The organism is Pantoea sp. UBA7232 (genome assembly GCF_002473195.1).
Taxonomy (GTDB): Bacteria; Pseudomonadota; Gammaproteobacteria; order Enterobacterales; family Enterobacteriaceae; genus Pantoea; species Pantoea eucrina.
The window spans coordinates 257,776-280,261 of record NZ_DKTK01000005.1 but is presented as its reverse complement, the minus strand read 5'-3'; the positions used below and the strand labels follow the sequence as shown (position 1 = coordinate 280,261).

22 protein-coding genes and 3 tRNA genes are annotated in these 22,486 nt (G+C 58.3%); 11 read left to right on the top strand and 14 right to left on the bottom strand.

All coding sequences use genetic code 11. The features are described from left to right. Window positions 1-118: 118 nt before the first annotated feature. Window positions 119-772: a 2,3-diphosphoglycerate-dependent phosphoglycerate mutase GpmB gene (gpmB, locus tag B4056_RS03295; RefSeq protein ID WP_039382453.1), complete on the bottom strand. Its 654-nt coding sequence runs from the start codon at window positions 770-772 to the stop codon at window positions 119-121. 51 nt (window positions 773-823) lie between these two features. Here gpmB and yjjX point away from each other — a divergent pair, with 51 nt between their 5' ends. Further along, window positions 824-1,342 carry an inosine/xanthosine triphosphatase gene (yjjX, locus tag B4056_RS03290; protein ID WP_094110710.1) on the top strand — a complete coding sequence of 173 codons (519 nt, stop codon included), beginning with the start codon at window positions 824-826 and terminating at the stop codon, window positions 1,340-1,342. On the opposite strand, the gene trpR is transcribed toward yjjX, so the two are convergent. Both trpR and sltY read right to left on the bottom strand, forming a co-directional pair. Continuing rightward, window positions 1,317-1,640, bottom strand: a complete 324-nt coding sequence (gene trpR / locus B4056_RS03285; RefSeq protein WP_094110709.1) for a trp operon repressor — start codon at window positions 1,638-1,640, stop codon at window positions 1,317-1,319. The genes yjjX and trpR overlap by 26 nt on opposite strands. Window positions 1,641-1,683: 43 nt before the next feature. Further along, window positions 1,684-3,603: a murein transglycosylase gene (sltY, locus tag B4056_RS03280; protein WP_288653816.1), complete on the bottom strand. Its 1,920-nt coding sequence runs from the start codon at window positions 3,601-3,603 to the stop codon at window positions 1,684-1,686. 297 nt (window positions 3,604-3,900) lie between these two features. Between sltY and deoR the strand changes: the two genes are divergently transcribed. Both deoR and ettA read left to right on the top strand, forming a co-directional pair. Next, the gene (gene deoR / locus B4056_RS03275) at window positions 3,901-4,665 is read left to right on the top strand and encodes a DNA-binding transcriptional repressor DeoR (protein ID WP_094110751.1); all 765 of its coding nucleotides are present in this window, start codon (window positions 3,901-3,903) and stop codon (window positions 4,663-4,665) included. Between the two features lie 153 nt (window positions 4,666-4,818). Beyond that, a complete protein-coding gene (ettA, locus tag B4056_RS03270) occupies window positions 4,819-6,486 on the top strand; it encodes an energy-dependent translational throttle protein EttA (protein WP_288653815.1) in 1,668 nt (555 codons plus the stop codon). Window positions 6,487-6,538: 52 nt separating this feature from the next. Here ettA and nadR read toward each other — a convergent pair whose 3' ends face one another. The 3 genes from nadR to serB all read right to left on the bottom strand — a co-directional run bounded on the left by nadR (window position 6,539) and on the right by serB (window position 10,245). Beyond that, entirely contained in the window at window positions 6,539-7,765 is a 1,227-nt protein-coding gene (gene nadR, locus B4056_RS03265; RefSeq protein ID WP_094110707.1) for a multifunctional transcriptional regulator/nicotinamide-nucleotide adenylyltransferase/ribosylnicotinamide kinase NadR, read from the bottom strand. Between the two features lie 106 nt (window positions 7,766-7,871). Next, window positions 7,872-9,254, bottom strand: a complete 1,383-nt coding sequence (gene radA / locus B4056_RS03260) for a DNA repair protein RadA (protein WP_039382437.1) — start codon at window positions 9,252-9,254, stop codon at window positions 7,872-7,874. A 13-nt stretch (window positions 9,255-9,267) separates the two neighbouring features. Continuing rightward, on the bottom strand, window positions 9,268-10,245 hold the full coding sequence (serB, locus tag B4056_RS03255) for a phosphoserine phosphatase (RefSeq protein WP_039382434.1): 978 nt from the start codon (window positions 10,243-10,245) through the stop codon (window positions 9,268-9,270). Between the two features lie 107 nt (window positions 10,246-10,352). Here serB and B4056_RS03250 point away from each other — a divergent pair, with 107 nt between their 5' ends. Beyond that, window positions 10,353-11,024, top strand: a complete 672-nt coding sequence (locus tag B4056_RS03250) for a YtjB family periplasmic protein (protein ID WP_039385704.1) — start codon at window positions 10,353-10,355, stop codon at window positions 11,022-11,024. Between the two features lie 88 nt (window positions 11,025-11,112). On the opposite strand, the gene yjjG is transcribed toward B4056_RS03250, so the two are convergent. From yjjG to B4056_RS03235, 3 genes are read right to left on the bottom strand one after another with little or no spacing between them, the layout of a single operon-like run. After that, the gene (yjjG, locus tag B4056_RS03245) at window positions 11,113-11,793 is read right to left on the bottom strand and encodes a pyrimidine 5'-nucleotidase (RefSeq protein ID WP_039382431.1); all 681 of its coding nucleotides are present in this window, start codon (window positions 11,791-11,793) and stop codon (window positions 11,113-11,115) included. Window positions 11,794-11,812: 19 nt separating this feature from the next. After that, window positions 11,813-12,253 (bottom strand): ribosomal protein S18-alanine N-acetyltransferase, encoded by a 441-nt coding sequence (gene rimI / locus B4056_RS03240; protein ID WP_039382428.1) that lies wholly within the window; start codon window positions 12,251-12,253, stop codon window positions 11,813-11,815. Further along, window positions 12,225-12,635: a DNA polymerase III subunit psi gene (locus tag B4056_RS03235; RefSeq protein ID WP_039382425.1), complete on the bottom strand. Its 411-nt coding sequence runs from the start codon at window positions 12,633-12,635 to the stop codon at window positions 12,225-12,227. Before B4056_RS03235 ends, rimI begins: the two co-directional genes overlap by 29 nt. Before the next feature lie 106 nt (window positions 12,636-12,741). On the opposite strand from B4056_RS03235, the gene rsmC reads away from it, so the two are divergent. The 4 genes from rsmC (at window position 12,742) to B4056_RS03215 (ending at window position 14,225) form a co-directional block, all read left to right on the top strand. Continuing rightward, complete coding sequence (rsmC, locus tag B4056_RS03230; protein ID WP_094110705.1) at window positions 12,742-13,773, top strand: 16S rRNA (guanine(1207)-N(2))-methyltransferase RsmC; 1,032 nt, start codon at window positions 12,742-12,744, stop codon at window positions 13,771-13,773. 133 nt (window positions 13,774-13,906) lie between these two features. Continuing rightward, window positions 13,907-13,993 (top strand) — tRNA-Leu (locus B4056_RS03225). A 31-nt stretch (window positions 13,994-14,024) separates the two neighbouring features. Further along, a tRNA-Leu gene (locus tag B4056_RS03220) sits at window positions 14,025-14,111 on the top strand. Between the two features lie 27 nt (window positions 14,112-14,138). Continuing rightward, a tRNA-Leu gene (locus B4056_RS03215) sits at window positions 14,139-14,225 on the top strand. A 90-nt stretch (window positions 14,226-14,315) separates the two neighbouring features. Here B4056_RS03215 and B4056_RS03210 read toward each other — a convergent pair. Further along, a complete protein-coding gene (locus tag B4056_RS03210; RefSeq protein WP_071669150.1) occupies window positions 14,316-14,600 on the bottom strand; it encodes a DUF1435 domain-containing protein in 285 nt (94 codons plus the stop codon). Between the two features lie 216 nt (window positions 14,601-14,816). Between B4056_RS03210 and B4056_RS03205 the strand changes: the two genes are divergently transcribed. The 3 genes from B4056_RS03205 to B4056_RS03195 all read left to right on the top strand — a co-directional run bounded on the left by B4056_RS03205 (window position 14,817) and on the right by B4056_RS03195 (window position 17,369). Next, window positions 14,817-15,911: a GGDEF domain-containing protein gene (locus B4056_RS03205; RefSeq protein ID WP_150034750.1), complete on the top strand. Its 1,095-nt coding sequence runs from the start codon at window positions 14,817-14,819 to the stop codon at window positions 15,909-15,911. Between the two features lie 107 nt (window positions 15,912-16,018). Continuing rightward, window positions 16,019-16,813, top strand: a complete 795-nt coding sequence (gene fhuF, locus B4056_RS03200; RefSeq protein ID WP_108569976.1) for a siderophore-iron reductase FhuF — start codon at window positions 16,019-16,021, stop codon at window positions 16,811-16,813. Window positions 16,814-16,904: 91 nt separating this feature from the next. Next, entirely contained in the window at window positions 16,905-17,369 is a 465-nt protein-coding gene (locus B4056_RS03195; protein WP_094110702.1) for a YbaK/EbsC family protein, read from the top strand. Window positions 17,370-17,404: 35 nt separating this feature from the next. On the opposite strand, the gene B4056_RS03190 is transcribed toward B4056_RS03195, so the two are convergent. The 4 genes from B4056_RS03190 to B4056_RS03175 form a co-directional block, all read right to left on the bottom strand. Further along, window positions 17,405-18,394 carry a nucleoside hydrolase gene (locus tag B4056_RS03190; RefSeq protein WP_094110701.1) on the bottom strand — a complete coding sequence of 330 codons (990 nt, stop codon included), beginning with the start codon at window positions 18,392-18,394 and terminating at the stop codon, window positions 17,405-17,407. Between the two features lie 21 nt (window positions 18,395-18,415). Beyond that, a complete protein-coding gene (locus tag B4056_RS03185; protein WP_104085637.1) occupies window positions 18,416-19,429 on the bottom strand; it encodes a LacI family DNA-binding transcriptional regulator in 1,014 nt (337 codons plus the stop codon). A 76-nt stretch (window positions 19,430-19,505) separates the two neighbouring features. Then, on the bottom strand, window positions 19,506-20,894 hold the full coding sequence (locus B4056_RS03180; RefSeq protein ID WP_094110700.1) for an MFS transporter: 1,389 nt from the start codon (window positions 20,892-20,894) through the stop codon (window positions 19,506-19,508). A 505-nt stretch (window positions 20,895-21,399) separates the two neighbouring features. After that, on the bottom strand, window positions 21,400-22,350 hold the full coding sequence (locus B4056_RS03175; RefSeq protein ID WP_288653810.1) for a WD40 repeat domain-containing protein: 951 nt from the start codon (window positions 22,348-22,350) through the stop codon (window positions 21,400-21,402). Between the last annotated feature and the right edge of the window lie 136 nt (window positions 22,351-22,486).

Here is a 22,486-nt window from a genome sequence, read left to right as displayed (position 1 = left end):
CGTCATCACGTTCCGCACGCGCATTAATCCGGGCGCCATTAATGACGTCATCACGTTCCGCGCGCGCATTAACCCGGGCGCCATTAATGGCGCCCCTACATTTCCCGTAGGGGGCGCATTAATGCGCCCCTGGCAGCTCATCCAGTGCCGGGGCATCCAGATGCGAGACGTCGCCGGCGGTCTCTACAATCCAGCCAGACGCCAGCCAGGCACTCTGCTGATGATCCACGCGTGAAATCGAGCAATTACGCAGGCGCAGGCGTCGTTCCGCATGCGCCGGTAAACCCAGAATGGTGCTCACCAGGGCACCCAGCGCCATACCGTGGCTGACCAGCAATGGCCGGCTGCCGGCTGGCAGATCGAGGCAGGCGTTCAGCGCATCATGCATGCGCGCCGCCAGCTCGCTCATCGACTCGCCGCCGGGAATGCGCCCCGCTTCGGTGCCATCCACCAGCGCCTTGCGCCAGCGCTCCTCTTCCGCCGTCAGGCCATCAAGCGGACGCTGCTCCAGACAGCCCATATTCAGCTCGCGCAAACGTGCATCCAGCGTAACCGGGCAGCCGCAGGCGTCAGCGATAATCTCTGCCGTACGCCGGGTGCGGCCTAAATCGCTGGCAATGACGTGCGTAATGCCCAGCGTTTTCACCCGCTCACCGACCTGACGCGCCTGCTGTTCACCTTTATCCGTCAGAGCACTGTCGGACTGCCCCTGAATGCGTCGGGCCGCATTCCAAACCGTTTCACCGTGACGAACAAGATAGACCTGTAACATGCGTAATTTCCGTTATACTGCGACAAATTTGCCTTGAGGGTTCAATCAATTATGTACCATGTTGTCGCAGCCACCACCAATCCGGCAAAAATTCATGCGGTTGCGCAGGCGTTCAGCGACGTATTCGGTGAGGGATCCTGCCATATTCGCGGGGTAGCGGTCGAGAGCGGCGTGGCGGCGCAGCCGCTTAGCGATACAGAAACGCGCAGCGGCGCACGTCAGCGCGTGATTAATGCCCGTGCGGCCGCGCCGGAGGCGGATTTCTGGGTGGCTATTGAAGCGGGCATCGAAGGCGACTGCGCGTTTGCATGGATGGTAGTGGAAAATGCACAGCAGCGCGGTGAATCACGCTCTGCCAGCTTTACGCTGCCGCCGGTTGTGCTGGCAGGATTAGCAGCCGGGCGCGAGCTGGGCGATGAGATGGCGCGCCTGACCGGGGTCGACAATATCAAACACAAGGGCGGCGCGATCGGCGCTTTTACGCAGGGCCTGCTGACCCGCTCCAGCGTCTATCATCAGGCGCTGATCCTCGCACTCTGCCCGTTTACTCATCCGCTTTATCAGCAGTAATCAGCCGCGATTCCAGCCAGCGTCTGAGTTCGGGTGGCGCCTCTTTCAGGCTGTTAGAGCCGCGCGTTATCGTCGCAATGCCCACGCCCAGCTCGTTTTTCAGTTCGCGCTGGCTGATATCGCCGTTGATTAACGCTTCGATAATGCGCAGCCGCGTGCCGAACGATTCACGTTCATCGGGCGTCATCATCAGCTGCAGCATCGGCAGCGCCACGTTATCGGCAAACGCATGCTGCATCAGGTCGATAAAACGCAGCCAGTGATCCTCAGCGGGCTGCTCAGAAAGGGATGAAGGCATAGTGGCTTCCGTACTCATTAACGAGTACGGAAGCATAGCACACTCAGTAACGCTGATTCCACTCGCTGTCGCTGAGAATCTTGTCAGGTTTCCCCATGAAGTAGCGATAGTAAGCGTCATACGCCAGCACGTTCTTCACGTAGCCCCGCGTTTCAGAGAACGGAATCGTTTCAATAAAGGCCACGGCGTCCAGTTTGCCTCCGCTGTTATTACGCCAGCTGCGCACCCGCCCCGGCCCGGCGTTATAGGCGGCGGAGGAGAAAATGCGGTTCTGCCCGAACTGCTGATAGACATACTCCAGATACTGCGTGCCAATCTGGATATTGGTTTGCGGATCAAGCAGCTGGCTGCTGTTTGCGTAGCCGGGAATATTGTACATTTTCACGGTATGCGCGGCCGTGGCTGGCATCACCTGCATCAATCCGCTGGCCCCGACCGGGGAGCGCGCTTTCGGGTTCCAGGCGCTCTCCTGGCGCGAGATGGCCATGGCGTAGCTCGGATCGATCGCCTTATCACCGGTGTATTGCTGATACAGATTGCGCCACGCCAGCGGGAAACGCTCTTTCAGGCTATCCCACATTTTTGCGCTAATCGTGGCCTGCACGCTCAGATCCCACCAGTCCTGCTGGTTCGCGTAGTGCGCCAGCATCTGCTGCTGCGTGCGGGTTTTACTGACGATCAGGTTTGCCCACTCGCTGCGCGCCAGGTTATCCATGCCCCAGTACATCAGCTCGCGTACGCGCGCCATCTCCGGTCCCTGCACGATGCTGTTGTCCGCGGCCGGCGCGTCATCAATCTTCAGCGGATAGTCGGTGCCAAGGCGCTGCGCCGCTACCATCGGATAGAAGCCGCGCTGCTGCATCAGCTTACGCAGAATCTCATCGGCCTCTTCTTTGCGCCCCTGCGCTATCAGTAAATCCGCCTGCCAGTACTGCCACTCATCTTTTTCTTTCGCTTCCAGCGGCAGGCGCGCAATCCAGGTGTTGAGGCCACGGCGGTCGCTTTCGCTCAGCGCAAGGCGCACGCGACGTTCGATAAGCGCGGTGGATTCACTGTTCATCACCACGGCATCGCGCCAGCGCGCCTGCTCTGAGGTCAGGTCAGCCCCCATCATGCGCCATACCACCGCCTCTTTCAGATCCTGCTCTTCTGCCTGACTCATCTTCTGCGCTTTAACCAGCTGCGGGATCATCATGCGCGCGTTATCCATATCTTCGCGCGCCACGCGCGCAAAGGCGTAGCTGGTGGCCATACGGGTAAAGTCGGTCGGCCCCAGCGTGGCGGCAAACGTCGTTACGGTCTGCGGATTCTGCTGCAGGGCCAGCAGTGCGCTGGCGGTGGTCTGGTAATCCGCCGGCAGCATTTTTGCCAGATAGTTTACCAGGCTGTCGTTGCCCGCTTTCATCGCCAGGCGGATACGCTCCAGAATAGTGATCGGCGAGAGCTGGCCTGATGCCTGCCAGACTGAGAAGAGCCGGTCACAGTCAGCGGGCAGTGCCGATCCGCGCAGCCAGATACTTTTCGCACCGGTAAACGCCGTCTGCTGCTGGCCGGTGGCCCATTTAGCGTAGTACCAGTTGCAGCGCGCCTGCACCGGCTTCGGCTCATCCGGACTGAAGCTTAAAATCCCCTGCCAGTCCTGCCGGTGCGCCAGCACGTTCACAAATCGCGTCTGCAGCGATTTGGCCGGCGGCAGCGTCGGATACTGCTGAATAAAGTTTTTGATCGCCAGCCCCGCTTCCTGATCGAGATCCTGCGCCAGCAGGCGATACTGCAGATAGGGATAGAGCGGATAATCCTGCAGCGTCGGCATCAGCTGCTCAACCTGGTCCATCTGTTTGTTATCCCAGGCCTGCTTGATCTGCGCATAGCGCTGTCGTTGCTGATCCAGCGAGTCGGCCCATACGCTGCCTGCCGTGCTGACCAGACACATCCCTATCATCCAGTTACGCCACTTCTCCACTCCGCTCTCCTCTCTGCTTCGGTCCAGCGTATGCCGGACTCCCTTCATGCTAACCAGGGCTTTCGTCTCTCGCCACGTTCTTAACAAAATTTACCTGACGAACAGGCTCCTGCCCCCTGACCCGCCTGTGCACCTGCAACGCAGTTTACGCCACGGCGCCTTTAAGGCTACTATTGACCACCCGCTGCTGACGCCGCCGCAACCGCCTGAAACCTGTCAGGATTGTCGCGCTCAGAGGCTCAATGGCAAACCGCATCCGCTGCTCTGCGGCAGAACACCACTTTTACCGAGATGCTTATGGAAACCCGGCGCGACGAACGACTCAATAAGCTGGCCCAGGCCCTGAAACGCACCGATAAGCTGCATCTGAAAGAGGCGGCGCAGCTGCTGGGCGTCTCTGAAATGACCATCCGCCGCGATCTCAGCGAATCGGCCTCGCAGGTGGTGCTGCTCGGCGGCTATGTGGTCAGCGATCCGAAACACCATGCCGGACACTATTTTGTTTCCGATCAGCACGGGCACAACGCCGCGCGTAAACGGCGTCTGGCGCAGGCCGCCGCCGCGCTGATTCGTGAAAATGATACGGTGTTTTTTGACTGCGGAACCACGCTGCCCTACGTCATCGACGCGATTCCGGACACCCTCGCCTTCACGGCAGTCTGCTGCGCGATGAACACCTTTCTGGCACTGAAAGAGAAGCCCGCCTGCAGCGTGATCCTCAGCGGCGGCGAGTTTCACGCTGACAACGCGCTGTTTACGCCAGTCGGCAATCACTCCATTCTTGATGATCTCTGCCCGGCGCTGGCGTTTATCTCAGCAGCGGGAGTGGATCTGCAGCAGGGCGCAACCTGTTACAACCTGAATGAGCTGGCGATGAAGCACCACGCCATGCTGCGCGCGCGTGAACGGGTACTGGTGGCAGACAGCAGCAAATATGGCAAGGTGCTGCCTGCCCGTATCAGCGCGCTGCACCGTTTCGAGCGGCTGGTCAGCGACAGCGCCCCCGACGCCGCGCTCAGTGCGTGGCTGGCAGAGCAGGCGATTACGCTGCATCTGCCCTGATCGCCGTCAGCGCGTACAATTACGCAGCAGTGCGCCTGACATCACGCCTGTCACGCAAGTTTCACCGCGGCGCGGCTGTGATTAGGCCGTGAAAACCGCTAAACTTCACCATCTGACGTTCCACTATTTACAGACCAAGAGGCTCATCATAACGTGGCTCAATTCGTCTATAGCATGCATCGCGTCGGCAAAGTGGTACCGCCGAAGCGTCACATTCTGAAGAATATCTCTCTTAGCTTCTTCCCGGGCGCCAAAATCGGCGTACTCGGTCTGAACGGCGCAGGTAAATCGACCCTGCTGCGCATCATGGCCGGTATTGATAAAGATATCGAAGGGGAAGCGCGCCCGCAGCCGGGCATTAAAGTGGGTTATCTGCCGCAGGAGCCGCAGCTCAACCCGGAACACACCGTGCGTGAATCGGTTGAAGAAGCGGTGGCGGAAGTCGCTGGCGCTCTGAAACGTCTTGATGAAGTCTACGCGCTGTACGCCGATCCCGATGCGGACTTCGACAAGCTGGCCGCCGAACAGGGCCGTCTGGAAGAGGTGATTCAGGCGCACGATGGCCACAATCTGGAAACCCAGCTCAACCGCGCCGCTGACGCGATGCGTCTGCCGGAGTGGGATGCCAAAATCGGCAACCTGTCGGGTGGTGAGCGCCGTCGTGTGGCGCTGTGCCGCCTGCTGCTGGAAAAGCCGGACATGCTGCTGCTTGATGAACCGACCAACCACCTGGACGCGGAATCTGTCGCCTGGCTGGAACGCTTCCTGCACGACTTCGAAGGCACCGTGGTCGCGATTACCCACGACCGTTACTTCCTCGATAACGTTGCGGGCTGGATCCTGGAGCTGGACCGCGGTGAAGGTATCCCGTGGGAAGGCAACTACTCCTCCTGGCTGGAGCAGAAAGATCAGCGTCTGGCGCAGGAAGCGTCGCAGGAAGCTGCACGCCGCAAATCCATTGAAAAAGAGCTGGAGTGGGTGCGTCAGGGTGCGAAAGGCCGTCAGTCTAAGGGCAAGGCGCGTCTGGCTCGCTTTGAAGAGCTGAACAACAGCGACTATCAGAAGCGTAATGAAACCAATGAACTCTTTATTCCGCCAGGCGCACGCCTCGGCGATAAAGTGCTGGAAGTAAAAAACCTCAGCAAATCGTATGGCGATCGCGTCCTGATTGACAATCTGTCGTTCTCGCTGCCAAAAGGAGCTATTGTCGGGATTATCGGGCCGAACGGCGCGGGTAAATCGACGCTGTTCCGCATGATGTCTGGTCAGGAGCAGCCCGATTCCGGCAGCATCGATCTGGGCGAAACCGTGAAGCTGGCGTCGGTCGATCAGTTCCGCGATGCGATGGATAACTCTAAAACGGTATGGGAAGAGGTCTCTGGCGGCCAGGATATTATGCGTATCGGTACCACCGAGATGCCAAGCCGTGCCTACGTCGGACGCTTTAACTTCAAAGGCACCGATCAGGGTAAACGCGTAGGCGAACTCTCCGGTGGTGAGCGCGGACGTCTGCACCTGGCGAAACTGCTTCAGGTAGGCGGCAACCTGCTGCTGCTGGATGAACCAACCAACGACCTCGACATCGAAACCCTGCGCGCGCTGGAGAATGCCCTGCTGGAGTTCCCGGGCTGCGCGATGGTGATCTCGCATGACCGCTGGTTCCTCGACCGTATTGCCACCCATATCATCGATTATCAGGATGAGGGCAAGGTTGAGTTCTTTGAAGGTAACTTTACCGAATACGAAGAGTATAAGAAACGCACTCTCGGCGCGGATGCGCTGGAGCCGAAGCGTATCAAATACAAGCGTATGGCGAAGTAACCTGCTGATAAAAAAGGCGCCTCCGGGCGCCTTTTTTTATTGTGCTCAGGCGTTAATTGCCCAGCCGCTCTTTGACCAGCTCCACACAGCGCAGGAAGCGCGCATCGTAGTTGTCCTCCTGCACGTGCACAAACTCAACGTTATTTTCCCGCAGCATGGTCACCAGAATAGACTGAAACTCGCGCCGGTCTACCGAGCTGCCGAGGCTGCGCAGGCCATCCGCCACCCAGGGCACGTTGTTCTCCAGCAGGATCACCAGGTCAAAGCGGTACTCATCGATCAGCGCCTGCACAAAGGGGTGTTCGCGTCCTTCATACTTCAGGCAGAACGCCTGAGTGGTAATAAAGTCGGTATCGATAAAGGCGACTTTATTCGCGTACTTGACGGCAAAATCGATGTATTGCGCCTGACCCAGCGCGATTTTATCGTAGTCAGAGTACTGCAGCGCCATCTCATCGCCGCCGAGGTGAGAGAAGACGTAGTCGCGGCCATACTCCCAGGCGCTGGTGGTATTAAAGATATTCGCCAGCTTGTTGACCAGCGTGGATTTGCCGCTCGACTCGCCACCCAGCACCGCGACGGTGCGCACAAAGAAAGGCTTCACTTCGGTCGGAATATATTCCCAGTAGCGAAACGGATCCTGACGGATCTGGCTGCCGCTGATGCTCATAAACGATCGGTGTGGATCGATGACCCGCGCCGGGATCCCCAGATACTGCTGATACATCGGCGCATCCGGCTCTTCGCTGGTATAGACGCAGTCGGGCACAATCCCCTGCTCTGCCAGAAACGCGCTGACGCCTGCGCTCCAGAGATCCCAGCCGTGCGGATAGGGTTCGATTCCCTCTTCGTTGAACGAGTGAATACGAATGTTTTTCTGGTATTTGAATGTCTGCAGCAGCCAGCGCAGACGATCGCTGATGGTGGGCTGCTGCGACATGGCGCTGTTCTCAAACAGTGCGCGATCGCGCGGCTCATCGTGGCCCATAATAATATGCAGCTCATCCACCTGACTGCAGGCGCGCTGGATCAGGTAGATATGGCCGGTGTGCAGCGGATAGAACTTGCCAAATACCACACCCACGGTTTTCTCACGCCGCGGAAACTCCAGCCCGAGAAAGTGATGCAGCGCCGCCAGTTTCTGCGCACCAGGGCTTTTTATTTTCGCGTTAAGCAACTGGCTCAGGTAGCCCTTGGTCATTCCGCTGGCGTCAGCCACCTGCTGCAGCGTATGGCCCTGCTGCCGAATCGCGCTCTTCAGATAGTCAAATGATGACACTCAGTGCCTCCTGCGGACAATAAACGGCGGTGCGGTCTTTAAGGCGGGGCGCATTAATGCGCCCCCTGCATATCGCGGCGGCGGCATTTATGCCGCCCTGGCGAAATTACAGCTCATCCAGAATGGCCAGCGCATCCGCCAGCTTCTTCGCGCTGTAAACCTTCATGCCATCAATCGTTTTCTTCGGCGCGTTGCCGGCCGGCACGATGGCGCGCTTAAAGCCGTGCTTGGCTGCTTCAGAGATACGCTCCTGGCCACTCGGTACCGGCCGGATCTCACCTGCCAGCCCGACTTCGCCAAAGATCACCACATCCTGCGGCAAAGGACGATCGCGCAGGCTGGAAACCATCGCCAGCAGCAGCGCCAGATCGGCACTGGTTTCCGTGACTTTTACGCCGCCTACCACGTTAACAAACACATCCTGATCCGCCATTTGCAGGCCGCCGTGACGATGCAGTACCGCCAGTAAAATCGCCAGACGGTTCTGCTCCAGCCCTACCGCTACGCGGCGCGGATTGCCCATCATCGAGTGATCCACCAGCGCCTGGATCTCAACCAGCAGCGGCCGGGTACCTTCCCACACCACCATCACCGAACTGCCTGACGTGATCTCATCGCCGCGCGACAGGAAAATAGCTGAAGGGTTGCTGACCTCACGCATTCCCTGCTCCGTCATGGCGAATACGCCCAGCTCATTCACCGCACCAAAACGGTTTTTATGGCTGCGCAGCGTGCGAAAGCGCGAGTCGGCATCGCCATCCAGCAGCACCGAGCAGTCGATACAGTGCTCCAGCACTTTCGGACCTGCCAGCGAGCCATCTTTGGTGACATGGCCGACCATGATAATCGCCACGCCGCGCGTCTTGGCAAAACGCGTCAGATAGGCGGCGGTCTCCCGCACCTGCGCCACGCTGCCGGGAGAAGACTGAATATCCGCCATGTGCATCACCTGGATGGAGTCGATAACCATCAGCTTCGGCTCTTCCTGCTCGGCAATCAGGCAGATCTGCTCAATACTGGTTTCCGACAGCATATTCAGGTTGTCCGTGGGCAGTCCCAGCCGGTGCGCGCGCATCGCCACCTGCTGCAGCGACTCCTCGCCGGTGACATAGAGCGTCTTCATGCTCTCCGCCAGCTTGCACATAACCTGCAGCAGCAGCGTCGATTTACCGGCACCGGGGCTGCCGCCAATCAGGATAGCGCTGCCCGGAACCACTCCACCGCCCAGGACGCGGTCAAACTCTTTAAAGGTGGTGGTGAAGCGCGGCAGCGCCTCAAGGCTAATCTCCGAGAGCTTCTGCACCCGGCTGCTGCCGGCGTTACCTGCATAGCCGCTCAGGCGCTCATTGCGCGCAGCGGCAGGCGAGGCAGCAATACGCACCTCGGTGATGGTGTTCCAGGCGTGGCAGGCGCTGCATTGCCCCTGCCAGCGCGGATAGTCTGCGCCGCATTCGTTGCACACGAAGGCGCGTTTTGCCGCTTTGGCCAAATCAGTTCCTCAGTTAACGCTCTTCATGAATCAGGCTGCCGGTCAGGATGCAGAACACCCCCATCAGGTCAGCGTGACGGATAGTGACTTCCGTCTGCTCATTCACTTTAGGTTTAGCATGATAGGCAATACCCAGTGCTGCACGCTTAATCATCGGCAGATCGTTGGCGCCATCGCCCACCGCTACCGTCTGCTGCGGTGCGATATCAAAACGCTGTGCCAGCTGATGCAGGGTATCCGCTTTATATTGCGCATCGACAATCTGTCCGATCACCTCGCCGGTGAGTTTACCGTCGCGCATCTCCAGCTCATTGGCGACGGCCGCCGCCAGATGCAAGGTCTGACGCAGGTGATCCGCATAAAAGGTAAAACCGCCAGACGCAATCGCAACCTGCCAGCCGAGCGCCTGCAGCTTATGCACCAGCGTGGTCAGGCCCGGCATCAGCGGCAGAGTGTCGCGCACCTGTTTAAGGATAGCGGCATCGGCGCCAGCCAGCTGCGCCACGCGCTCACGCAGGCTGGCTTTGAAGTCGAGTTCACCGCGCATCGCCCGTTCGGTGACCTCAGCCACCTGCTCACCGCAGCCCGCCAGTCTGGCGATCTCATCAATGCATTCGATCTGGATCGCCGTAGAATCCATATCCATCACCAGCAGCCCTGGCGTTTTCAGATGCGGGATTTTGCCGAGCGGCGCCACGTCGAACCCGGCATCATGCGCCAGCCGGGTGGCACGCGGCGTCAGCGAGCCTGCCAGCCGGATCACCTGATATTCGTCAACGTTCCACGCGCTGACAATCACCATGGCGGCCCCCAGCTGATGCTGATAATCAGTCAGCTGCTGTTTATCGAGTCCGCGCCCATACAGCAGCCAGCCCGTGCGGCCGGCACGGTAGTCCAGCGGCATAACTTCATCACCGCTCAGGGAGAGGGGTAAACCCGGCCAGAGTGAGACATCGGCGGGCAGATCGCACCAGGTAAGACGATTTGGCATTACAGCTCCTGTAGGGACAACAAAACCACGCAAGAGGCTACCTTGTCTGCGCGGGTTCTGGCAACATAATTGCCAGCCTTTCTGCTGCTATGTCACATGGGTTTCTGATGGTTAAAACTGCACTGAAATTTCGCCTGCATCGCACGGTGATTGTTCTTATCTCTCTGGCGCTGCTGGTGGTGCTGATGCAGGGCGCCTCATGGTTCAGCCTGGGTCATCAGATGGCGCGCTCTGAGCAGGTTGAAGAGCTGGCCCATACCCTCACCCGCCAGGTGGCGTTCAGCCTGAAGCCCCTGATGGATAACAGCGATGATAACCGCACGCAGATTGCCGCTATTCTCGATCAGATGACGGATAACAGCCGCATCCTTGATGCCTCCGTCTATGCCGACGATGGCAGCCTGGTGGCACACAGCGGTGAAACCATCAACGTACGCGACCGTCTGGCGCTGGATGGCAAACGCGCCGGCAGCTACTTCAATCATCAGATTGTGCAGCCGCTGGAAGGTAAAGAGGGGCCACAGGGTTTTCTGCGCGTGACGCTGGATACGCACGTTCTGGTTACCGAATCACGTCAGGTAGATAACACCACCAATATTCTGCGCCTGATGATGCTGCTGGCGCTGGCGATTGGCATCATTCTGACCCGTACTCTGCTGCGCGATCGCCGCACCCGCTGGCAGCAGTCGCCCTTCCTGCTTACCGCCAGCCGCGCGGTGAAAGAAGATAAAGAGGAAGAGCCGGCAGAAACACCCGATGCACAGGAAAAGACGCGCTAAGCGCCAGCCTGAGCCGCGGGCTGTTCAGACAGATACAAAAAAACCAGGCCGCTGCTTCTGCCTGGTTTTCGGTTTTTAACGGCGCGCTTTAAGCGGTAAGAATCGCCTGAAGCTGAGCGAGGTTTTTCACCTGAAAATCAGGGGTAATATCCGCAGGCAACGGGCGCGTGCCGTGATCGATCCAGCAGGTTTTAAGACCCGCATTCATTCCCCCGAGAATATCAGACTCGGGCGTATCGCCAACCATCAGTACGCGCTGTGGCGCCGGATTGCCGAGCAGCTCCAGCGTATGAGCAAAGATTTTTGCGTCCGGCTTGGGAACACCAACCTGCTCTGAAATCACCAGCGCATCGAACATATCGTGAAAGCCCGTGCGCTCCAGCCGCGCCTGCTGCAGGGCCGTAAAGCCGTTGGTGACGATCGCCATTTTGACGCGGCCTTTAAGGCTCTGCAGCAGTTCAGGCGCGCCTTCCAGCGGCAGGCAGATCTCCGCCATCGCATTAAGGAAATCGCTGTTCAGGATATCCGGCTCTACGCTGAGCTTCTCTCCCCAGAGCGTAAAGCGCTGCGTCTGCAGCTGTGCGGCGGTGATGGTGCCGTTCTGGTAATCCACCCATAAAGGCTTATTGATCGCCTGATAATCGGCGTAATCGCGATCGCTGAACTGCACGTCGTAGCGGGTAAACATGCGCTGCAGTCCGGCAAAGGCATCGAAATGAAACAGTGTTTCGTCAGCATCAAACAGGATGCAGTCCCAGTCGTTTAACATGGTGCTCCTTAATCAGCGGTCAAAGTGTCAGCGCCATAATGATGGCGTCTTCCCGTCCGCCTGCGGTGGGGTAGTAATTGGGGCGCACGCTGACCTGGTGAAAATCGAGCTGCTCATACAGGGCAATCGCCGCGCGGTTTGAGGCGCGCACCTCCAGCCAGAGGGTCAGCACATCGCGCTGCTCCAGTTCGCCGATCAGCGTCTGCAATAGCTGACGCGCATAGCCGCGGCGCTGAAAGTCGGGATCAACGGCGATGTTAAACAGCGACGCCTCATCCAGCACAACCTGCGTAATGGCAAAGCCGGCAAGGCGTCCGTCACTGTGCAGCCCGAAGTTGAGAAAGCGTTCCCCCTGATTACTGGCGAAGGTCTGTTCACTCCAGGGAAAAGCGTGCGCCCGGCGTTCAATGGCGAGCTGCTGCGGCCGATCGTCAGCCGTGATGAGCGAGATAGTGGTCATGGTTACACATCTGTTGCCACAGCGCGCGCCTGGCTGCGCCGCTGCTAATCAGTTCATTAAGGACGGCGCTGGTGAATACCACACCGTTAAAGGTGTGCCCGCTCTCCACGCCCAGCAGCCAGCCGGGACAGGCTACCTGCTCTGGCAGCATCGGCAGCTGCTCCGGCGTCAGCGTCATCACCTGTGCGGGCAGAATATCCAGCGCCCGCAGCACGTCCCGTATCAGAGGCTCATCCAGTGCCGGCGGGTGTTCCGCTACCAGCAGCAGGCGCGTATCGGGTGCCAGCCTGACGGCGATCTCCCCTTGCAGCACGCGCGGACGCCGCAGCTGATACTGCGTAATCCCCATCTGCTGCAGAAGCCAGTCGCGTCTTGTACTCATGCTGTTTTCCGCTATGCCGTAAGTAATGCGCGCTATGCTAGCAAACCCGTCGAACATGCGCCAACAAAGCACTATAATCCCCGCTCTGATTTAACAGGAGCGTTCCATGTCTGCTTTTACCCCGGCCAGTGAAGTTATTCTGCGCCACAGTGATGAATTTACCACCCGCCACGTGCTATTTGCGGGTGACCTGCAGGATGACCTGCCCGCCCAGCTGGAAACCGCGCTCAGCCGCGTTCATACCCAGCAGTATCATCACTGGCAGAACCTGAGCCATCGGCTGGGCGATCGCGCCGTATACAGCCTCGTGGCCAGCGCGGCCGATGTGACAGACTGCACCACCCTGATTTACTTCTGGCCCAAAAATAAGCCGGAAGCGCAGTTCCAGCTGCAAAATCTGCTCGCGTTACTCCCTGTCGGCAGCGATATCTTTGTCGTGGGCGAAAACCGCAGCGGCGTACGCAGCGCCGAAGGCATGCTGGAGCAGTGGGTGACGCTGGAGAAAATTGACAGCGCGCGTCGCTGCGGCCTCTATCATGGCCAGCTGACGCAGCAGCCTGAGTTTGACGCCAGCCAGTTCGGCAATACTTACCAGCTGGATGAGATGACCATCCATACGCTGCCGGGCGTATTCAGCCGCGATGGCCTGGATATTGGCAGCGATCTGCTGCTGTCGACCCTGACGCCGCACACCAAAGGAAAAGTGCTGGATCTCGGATGCGGCAGCGGTGTTTTAGCCACCGCGCTGGCGCAGCACTCGCCGAAGGTACGGCTGTGGCTGTGTGATGTGCACGCCGCTGCCATTGAAGCGAGCAAAGCCACGCTGGCGGCAAACGGGCTGGAAGGCGAGGTGTTTGCCAGCAACGTCTTTAGCGACGTTACCGGACGTTTCGATCTGATCATCTCTAATCCGCCGTTCCATGACGGCATGCAGACCAGCCTTGATGCGGCCAACAGCCTTATCCGCGGCGCGGTGAAGCATCTGAACAGCGGCGGCGAACTGCGTATTGTGGCGAATGCTTTCCTGCCTTATCCGCAGATACTGGATGAAACCTTCGGCAGCCACGAAGTGCTGGCGCAGACCGGCCGCTTTAAGGTTTACCGTGCGGTTTATGGTCGTGGCGCGCGCGGACGCTAAGCGCCTGATGCGGCGATAAAGCGTTGCTTTTTCCAGCAGTCGGTTTATCGCCGTAAAATATCTGTTGACGCATTGCGTAAAACCTCTAGAATGCGCCTCCGTGGTTAGCAATACTGTAAAGTGTTGCCGGTATGCGAAGGTGGCGGAATTGGTAGACGCGCTAGCTTCAGGTGTTAGTGTCCTAACGGACGTGAGGGTTCAAGTCCCTCTCTTCGCACCAATAATCACAGAGTTTATATCGCGTGCACTGCGCGAAGGTGGCGGAATTGGTAGACGCGCTAGCTTCAGGTGTTAGTGTTCTTACGGACGTGAGGGTTCAAGTCCCTCTCTTCGCACCATGCGGTGATATAAACAGACAACACGATGCGAAGGTGGCGGAATTGGTAGACGCGCTAGCTTCAGGTGTTAGTGTTCTTACGGACGTGAGGGTTCAAGTCCCTCTCTTCGCACCACTGTTGTCACCTCTCTCCCGGCAGTTAATTCCCTGAATGTTACTCTCCTGCTTATCACGCGCTGCGTGATGTTGCTGTTTCTGCACGCTGCTAACCCAGATGAAAATTCACTGACGCTGCCGTGATGCCGCCCGCCAGCGCGACGCAGGATGGCAGCAATATATAGTGGCGCAGCCGCTGGTGAAACAGCATAACCAGCGTCAGCAGAAGCATAACAATCATGATCGCCCGCCACTGCGCATAGCCCGGTTCCCATAACGCAAACAGCGGCATAGCGGTACAGGGCAGCAGAATACCCCAGCCACTATCCAGGCGCTTACCCATTATCCAGCTCACACCCCACAAGCCGCAGGCAGCCAGCATTGCTGCGATCATCATTACGCCCCTTAATGATAAGAATTACCATTATCATATGACAACCATTCTCATTCTGCAGCGAATTTTTCACCGCATGACAGAAATACTGGAAAATGCTAAATTGCCGCCGATAACACACCTGATAACAACATGAAACGTGCTGACTATCCGCATAGCAGAATTAACGCTGCCGGGTAGCGCTTTGATATTTCAGGGCTGTCACGGGTAATAATAATGAAATTAAACGCTTACGATGAACTGAAACAGAGCAAATATCGGCTTTCGCTGATGCTGTTTTTGTTTCTTAATATCGCCGTTTCACTTTTTTGCCTGCTGCCCTGCCTGAACGTTCAGATACCAATATTTACCCTACCCGCAGTGCTGGTCGCGGGTTTCAGCACCACGCTGCTGCTGCTTTGCCTGATAATGCCCGGCCTGCGCTTTCCCGTATTAACGCCGGTCGCGCTGCTGCTCGGGCTGCTGTGGGCGTGGCATATTAATCAGAAATATCATCTGATTTCAGCGTTTGATAGCAGCTATTTAATTATCAGCTTACTTAGCGTCTTTTTTATCAGCGCTATCGCACTGAGCGACTATTTAACGGCATTCTGCCTGCATATTCTGCCGCCGGTGCTGACCGTGCTGCTGCTGGATAAGGGACAGCACCTGACCACTATTCTGTTTACTATTACGCTGCCGCTGATTGGATTTTCCCTGCTGCATTTGATGCGCCGGCGTTTTGACCATTTTACCCGGCAGCTGATTGGCCAGCTGTATGAAGAGAAGCAGAGCTTCAGCGCGCTCAGCATGCTCGATCCGCTGACCGGCCTCTATAACCGGCGCGGGCTGCAGAACCGGCTGGAAACCATTCTCGAGAACCATGCCGGCAGCCACTTTATCCTGCTGCTGGATATCGATCACTTTAAAGCCTATAACGACAATTACGGACATGCGATGGGCGACCAGGCGCTGAAGCGCGTATCGGCCGCGATCCGTGACGCCGTCCGCTCGCGCGATGTGGTCACCCGCTATGGTGGCGAAGAGTTTCTGGTACTGCTGACCAATGTCAACGCGTCAATCGCCATGAAGCTCGCCGAGCGCATCCGGCAGTCGGTGCTGGAACTGGAGATCCCCCATCGTTCTAATACCGCGGTATCGACTCACGTCACCGTCAGCGCCGGCATCGCGCCGATGGCTGCGCACGATTTTGAGCGGGCCGTCGCCAACGCTGACCGTGCGCTCTATGTCGCCAAAAACCGCGGGCGCAATACCATTCTGGCCTGGGAGGCGCTGCCGGCACGCCGGCAGGCGATTAGCGAGCCGCAATAAAGTGATAAATACAACGCTATAGCAATCTTATGCTGCTGCTATCTTGCCCACTCAATCAGGAACGATTATCATTTGTTTTTCGTTTCCCGTTATCATTCAGGATTGGCATGGCTACGATTACGCGTCAGGCGCACCGCTTCAGTGAGCAGTCCCCGATCTTCATGCAGCGCGATCGCACGCTGGTACGCGCGCTGCAGGAGCTGATCCATGAGCAGTGCAGCGACCGTCAGGCGTATGTCAGACTGGGAGAAACCGCACCGGAAGGCGCTTTGACGCTGGCTGAATGGTCGGCACCGGAGCACTTTCAGTCTCTGACGCAGCGCTACGGTGACTATCTTTATCGCAGCCATCCTGATACGCCGCGGGAGGCGAAGCCGCTGCAGTCACTCTGGGCGCAGTGGTACTTCGGCCTGCTGGTGCCCACGCTGATGATGGCGCTGCTGCATGAGCCGCGTGCCCTCAACTGCTCACCTGAATATATCCGCGCTGAGTTTCACGAAAATGGCCATCCCGCCACCTTCTGGCTGGATGTGCAGGAGGATGAGCCCGCGCGATTTCTCTCTGCCCCGCAGCGTATGGCGCGCCTGATCCAGACCTGCCTGCAGCCCGCCGTGGAAGGCATGACGCAGCACGGCGACATCAATGCGCGCCTTATCTGGAACAACATGGGCTACCTGATCTACTGGTTCCTGGGTGAACTCCGCGCGCAGCTGCCCGCTGCGCTGATCGACCAGCTGGAAGAGATGCTGTTTTTCACGCCGTCGCTGCCGGACGGCAGCGATAACCCGCTTTACCGCACCATGATTATGCGCCACGGGACGATGGAGCGGCGCAGCTGCTGTCAGCGCTATCGTATTCCTGACGTCGAGCGCTGCGGTAACTGTACACTGAAAGCGCAATAAGCACGCGCGCGCCGTAAATTCTCCTTTTCTCTCGTTTACACTTTTTTCGCCTTGTGGCAGCGTTCAGGTTCAGTTTTTACCGGAGAACACCATGAGCCTGGAGTCGGTACAGCAGTTCTTTGCTGAGCATGCGCCGGATATCGAAATTATTGAAACGCCTGAAAGCACGGCCACCGTGGCGCTGGCGGCACGCGTTCACGGCGTCTCAGCGGGGCAGATTGCCAAAACGCTGTCGCTGAAAGTGAAAGAGCAGGTGGTGCTGATTGTTACCCGCGGCGACGCGCGTCTGGATAACCGCAAACTGAAAGCCGCCCTGGGCGCCAAAGCGCGCATGCTGAGCGTGGATGAGGTGGTGAACTGGACCGGCCATCCGGTCGGCGGCGTCTCTCCTTTTGGTCTGGAAAACCCGCTGACCGTGTACTGCGATATCTCCCTGCGCAGCTTTGATGAGGTGCTGCCTGCCGCGGGTTCAGTGCGCAGCGCGGTACGCATCTCACCGCAGAGAATGGCGGAGCTGACCCATGCCGCCTGGATCGACGTCTGTGAAGCGCTTTGAGGGCACGGATCTTATCGCGCCGTCGCTGTCACGTTTCAGAGCCGGGTCGGCAAACGGGTAAAAGCCTGTTCAAGCATATCCAGCAGCAGCGCATTATCAACGTGCTGAAGGACATGGACCAGCGCCCCGGTTTCTGGCGGGATCCCCACATCAAGTCGCAGCGGTGGACGGTAACGCCAGCTCTTGCCGCGCGTTGCACCGGGACGCAGCTCGATATCCACGTAATAATCGGCGCCTTCCGCCACGCGCTGGTTCAGCAGCCAGGCGACCACCAGCGCATCATGGATCCAGCAGCCTGGCAGCCGCCGGGTCCGCATTGAGTAGTCGATCCAGGGGCCCAGCGTCTCGCGGATAAACTGCGTCAGCGGATGCGATTGCGCCGTGATGCGCGCGAGATCGTCGCGGGTCAGCAGCGTCTGCGTGGTGGCGTCCATCGGCACCAGGGTGATGGTGGCACCGCTGTGCAGTACCTGATGCGCCGCCTCCGGATCGAGACCAAAATTGGTATCTTTGATGTAGTCATCAAGCGCAAAGACGCCGCCCATGATCACAATCTCCGCTACCGATTCAGCCATCTGTGGATAACGCTGCAGCGCCTGCGCCACGTTTGTCAGCGGCCCGATAGCGACCAGCGTAAACTCTCCCGGGTTATCGCAGATCAGCTGGCCCATCACGCCGGCAGCGTCATGGCCGTCCGCCGCCATCACCGCTGGCTGACGCACGCCCTGCCACAGCGCGGCCAGCGCCGGATCGGCCAGATTATCCAGACGCGCCCGCCACGGCAGCGGATCTTCGCGCAGCGCCTGCAGCGCCCCCTGCACCACCGGAATATTCAGCCCGAGACGTTTCAGCAAATCTTTTGCCACGCGCGCGCCCGTCGCGCTGGGCGTGTTACCGGTGACCGTGGTAATCAGTTCCGGCGACAGCGCGGGTGATGCCAGCGCCAGCGCAATCGCCAGTCCGTCATCAGTATTTGCACCTGCGATGCCATTCCCCGGATCGCAATCAATAATCACTCTTTTCATAATGTTTTATCGTTATTGTATTTAAGGCTGCAGGCAGCCACAGGACTCGCCGGTTTCGATATAGTGCGGCAGCTCGGCCATCACCCCCTCCTCCGGCTGGTTTTTCAGCATAGCAATAGCGCGCTGCGCCAGCTCAGACAGCGGCTGTCGCACCGTGGTCAGCGAAGGCACATGAAACGCGGCCTGCGTGGTACCGTTGAAACAGACCAGCGCCACATCCTGCGGCACGCGGATCCCCTGCTCGGCAAACGCGCGAATACAGCCAATGGCCTGGCCTTCGTTACTGGCAAACAGCGCACGCGGTACGCGACCGCTGGCGATCATGCGCTGCGCCGCGTCGTAGCCGCCCTGCCGCGAGTAATCCGCCGGGAAAATCAGGCTTTCATCCACGGGCAGCCCCCGCTCCTGCATCGCATCACGCCAGCCCTGAATACGATCCCGGGCGTTAAACATCGCCGGCGGGCCGCTGATCATGCCCACCTGCTGATAACCGTGACTCAGCAGATGCCGGGTGACATCACAGGCCGCCAGCCGCTCGTTCATGCTCAGCACGCTGACGCCGGGGCGCGGGGTAATGCGATCCAGCATCAGCAGCGGCGTTCCGCTCGCCTGCACCACGTCAATATAGGGATGACGATCGACGCTGTTATAAAACAGTCCGTCGATCTGACGGTTAAGCATGCCCTGAATCAGCTCCAGCTCACGCTGACGATCGTCACCGGCATCACCCAGCAGCATGATATGGCCGTGGTTAAGCGACTCCTGCAGCAGGACATGCGCCATGGAAGCGACAAACGGGTTCGCAATGTTCGGCACAATCAGACCAAAAGTTTTGGTGGTGCCGGAGGCCAGCGCGCGCGCTACGGCGTTAGGCCGGTAGCCCGTCTGCTTAATGGCAGCCAGCACCCGCTGACGGGTCGCTTCCGCCACCGGGCGCGGCCCATTGTTGATCACATAGCTGACCACGGCTACCGAGGTGCCTGCGACGCGGGCGACATCGGTACGGGTAACATTTCCGCCGGGAGATTTTGCCAAATTAGCCTCAATATAAATGCCGCTGGCCGGATTCACCGGCCAGCGTTATGTCAATGGTACTGCCTGCAGCTGCGCGTCAGATGGCATCCTCCGGCAGATTAAGGTCGCGACCGCGCGTTTCCGGTGCGACAAACGTCGTCAGAAATCCGATAGTGGCCATCGCGCTAAAGTAAACGGCGATTGGCCACCAGTGGCCGGTCCATGAGAGCAGCGCTGCCGCGACCAGCGGCGCAGTGCCGCCAGAAAGAATCGACCCCAGCTCTTTTGCCACTGCCATTTTGGTATAGCGATGCTTCACGCCAAACATCTCGACGCCCCAGGCCGCCTGTACACCAAATATCCCCAGCGAAGCGAGCGCCATTCCTGTAACGATGACAGCAATAATAATTGTCGGATCGCGGCTATCCATCAGGCTGAAGGCGGGCCACGCATAGATCATCAGCAGCAGGCAGAAACCACGATAGGTAATGCGGCGACCAAAACGATCGGAGAGCCAGCCCGCAAACGGAATAATCAGGAAGCCCAGCAGCGAGGCGATAAACACCGCCGTGGTCGGTACCGACTTATCCAGCATCAGCACTTTTGCTACGTAACCGACAATAAAGCCCTGAGCCAGATATGAAGGACCATTTTCACCGATGCGCAGACCCACCATGGTCCAGAACGCCCGCGTACGCTGCCAGACGCTGCGGCTGTCAGTTTCAATGTGCGCCCGGGAGAGCGTCTCGCTGCGCTGCGCCTGCAGTTCAGCCTGCTGACGCTCAAACACCGGCGTTTCGCGCAGATGGCGGCGGATCCACAGCGCCACGACGGCGATCAGGACGCTGCTCAGAAAAGGAATACGCCAGCCCCAGGCCAGCAGACTCTCTTTATCCATCTGGATCACCGCCAGCCAGACCAGAGAGGCGATCAGCGTGCCGCTGTTTGAGCCCAGCGCGATTACGGAAGAGACCAGGCCGCGTCGTTCAACCGGGGCATACTCGCCCAGCATAACGGTGCCGCCAGAGAGCTCCGCCCCCGCTCCCAGTCCCTGCGTAAAACGCAGCAGTACCAGACAGGCAGGTGCCCAGAGTCCAATTGTTGCATAAGACGGGATCAGGCCAATCAGCGTGGTTGAGGCGCCCATCAGGATAATCGTACTGATCATCACGACTTTGCGCCCTTTGCGATCGCCAATCCAGCCAAACAGCAGCGCGCCTATCGGGCGGGCGATAAAGCCGACTGACCAGGTGGCAAAGCTCGAGAGCAGCGCCATAGCGGGTGTCGCTTCCGGAAAAAAGATGTCGCCAAAGATGATACCTGCCGCCAGGCCATACAGCGCAAAGTCGGCATACTCCATTGCCGTACCGAGCCAGCAGGAGAAGGTTGCGCGCCAGAAATCTTTGCGGCCAGCGGGAGTTTGCAGCCGTTCATCAGCTGCGGTGAGGTGAGGTGAGTGCTGTGCAGTGGGATGATGTTCCGTCATAACCCTTTCTCTTAGTGAAGTGAAAACAGTAAACGCCCTTCCATGGGTCTGTTCCCTTGCTTAAGCAAGCAGAACGTCCCGGTGACGACGTTCGACAGGCAAATCCTGAAAGATCAGTAAGGAATTCCCTGGTGTTGGAATTCATCTCTCTGCTGCGTTTCGCCGGTGTTTAATTCACCGATCATATTAGCACAGCAAATGTAACATGGTCATTTCAGGGCCGTAGCCGCGTCTGGCACCGTGAGTTATCACTGGGGAGACAGTCTATCTACGCGCGTAGATAAATCAAGCGGCAAAACGAAAATTAGTTAGATTATTTTGACTATCCTCCCTGATTAATACCAAAAAAATACGAAAATTCAGGTAATTGCATGCGTTTTAATTAAGCAAAAGCCGTATTAAAACGCAGCAACGGGTATCAGTAATTTATCAATAGCTGCGCAGTGCCTGCTGACGCGCCGCCTTTATGCCACCTGCAGATGACAATGAAATGACAGCGGCTGCCTCAGCTCAGCGTAAAATAACTTAACGCCTCACAGCCTGTGCCCGCCTGCGGTGTGGCTATCACCTTTCGCTGCGCCAGATCGATAACGCTTAACGACCCATCGCCTTCATTCGCGATAAGCAGCGTGCGGTTATCCTCACTGAAACAGCCATCCCCTGGCCGGCACCCTACGCGCAGAGTACCTGAGGGATTAAGCAGATCGTCAAACAGCGTAATCAGTGATTCATCATGCCCAATCGCAACCAGCCGTTCGCCACTGGCACTGAACCGCACAACCTGGCACGGCTGCTGGTGGCCGGCCAGCGTAATACGCTGCCGGACCCGGTGGCTCTGCCGATCGATCACATAAAGCAGCGGTGCGTCGGCGGCGCTGGCGACCAGATAAGGATGTCTGGGCGAGGCAGCAATACCGGCTATCGGACCAGGCAGCAGAATGTTATCAATGACGCGGCCTTCTGCCTCACATAAATCGATTACTGTGATGCTGGCGTCCTCTTCATTTTCCGTAAACAGCTTGCGTCCGCTGGGGGAGAGCGTCAGCCGGTGCGCGTTATGCGAAGGCAGCGGTATGGTTTTCTCTACGCGATCGGTGTGCGGATCGATGACCGCAACCGCCGCGCTGTTTTCACAGCAGAGATAGACTTTGCCGTCACGCCCCAGCTGTCCGCTGTGCGGCGACTGCAGTGGCGTAAGGTCGATAAAGCCGCTGATCCGGCGCTGACGCAGATCGATAACAGCGACTTTATGCCCGGGATAAGGATTAGCGCCGTGCACGCCGCTGCCATAGAGCGGGACATAGGCTTTTTCCAGTGCGGGCAGCATCAGCAGCTCGTGCGGGCGCGGCGGAAACGCATTCAGCTCCTGCTCAATAGCAAAGCTTTCCGGATGCAGAAACAGCACCCGGTTCCCCTGTTTATCAACGGCTATCAGACCGCGGGCAGATGACTGCATAATCACTCCTTAAACAGAATGCCTGACTAAAGCGTAGCTAAGCTGTATGACGAAGGTAAATTTCGCTCTGATACCAGACTAAAATCCAGCAGGGATAAACGTTCATTTCTCACCACAATTTTCACATTCCCGCACT

Bases quoted from the DNA above. Each gene is read 5' to 3' on its own strand.
- gpmB (WP_039382453.1), bottom strand. From the start codon at position 772: ATGTTACAGGTCTATCTTGTTCGTCACGGTGAAACGGTTTGGAATGCG.
- yjjX (WP_094110710.1), top strand. From the start codon at position 824: ATGTACCATGTTGTCGCAGCCACCACCAATCCGGCAAAAATTCATGCG.
- trpR (WP_094110709.1), bottom strand. From the start codon at position 1,640: ATGCCTTCATCCCTTTCTGAGCAGCCCGCTGAGGATCACTGGCTGCGT.
- deoR (WP_094110751.1), top strand. From the start codon at position 3,901: ATGGAAACCCGGCGCGACGAACGACTCAATAAGCTGGCCCAGGCCCTG.
- serB (WP_039382434.1), bottom strand. From the start codon at position 10,245: ATGCCAAATCGTCTTACCTGGTGCGATCTGCCCGCCGATGTCTCACTC.
- B4056_RS03250 (WP_039385704.1), top strand. From the start codon at position 10,353: ATGGTTAAAACTGCACTGAAATTTCGCCTGCATCGCACGGTGATTGTT.
- yjjG (WP_039382431.1), bottom strand. From the start codon at position 11,793: ATGTTAAACGACTGGGACTGCATCCTGTTTGATGCTGACGAAACACTG.
- rimI (WP_039382428.1), bottom strand. From the start codon at position 12,253: ATGACCACTATCTCGCTCATCACGGCTGACGATCGGCCGCAGCAGCTC.
- B4056_RS03235 (WP_039382425.1), bottom strand. From the start codon at position 12,635: ATGAGTACAAGACGCGACTGGCTTCTGCAGCAGATGGGGATTACGCAG.
- rsmC (WP_094110705.1), top strand. From the start codon at position 12,742: ATGTCTGCTTTTACCCCGGCCAGTGAAGTTATTCTGCGCCACAGTGAT.
- B4056_RS03210 (WP_071669150.1), bottom strand. From the start codon at position 14,600: ATGATCGCAGCAATGCTGGCTGCCTGCGGCTTGTGGGGTGTGAGCTGG.
- B4056_RS03205 (WP_150034750.1), top strand. From the start codon at position 14,817: ATGAAATTAAACGCTTACGATGAACTGAAACAGAGCAAATATCGGCTT.
- fhuF (WP_108569976.1), top strand. From the start codon at position 16,019: ATGGCTACGATTACGCGTCAGGCGCACCGCTTCAGTGAGCAGTCCCCG.
- B4056_RS03195 (WP_094110702.1), top strand. From the start codon at position 16,905: ATGAGCCTGGAGTCGGTACAGCAGTTCTTTGCTGAGCATGCGCCGGAT.
- B4056_RS03190 (WP_094110701.1), bottom strand. From the start codon at position 18,394: ATGAAAAGAGTGATTATTGATTGCGATCCGGGGAATGGCATCGCAGGT.
- B4056_RS03180 (WP_094110700.1), bottom strand. From the start codon at position 20,894: ATGACGGAACATCATCCCACTGCACAGCACTCACCTCACCTCACCGCA.
- B4056_RS03175 (WP_288653810.1), bottom strand. From the start codon at position 22,350: ATGCAGTCATCTGCCCGCGGTCTGATAGCCGTTGATAAACAGGGGAAC.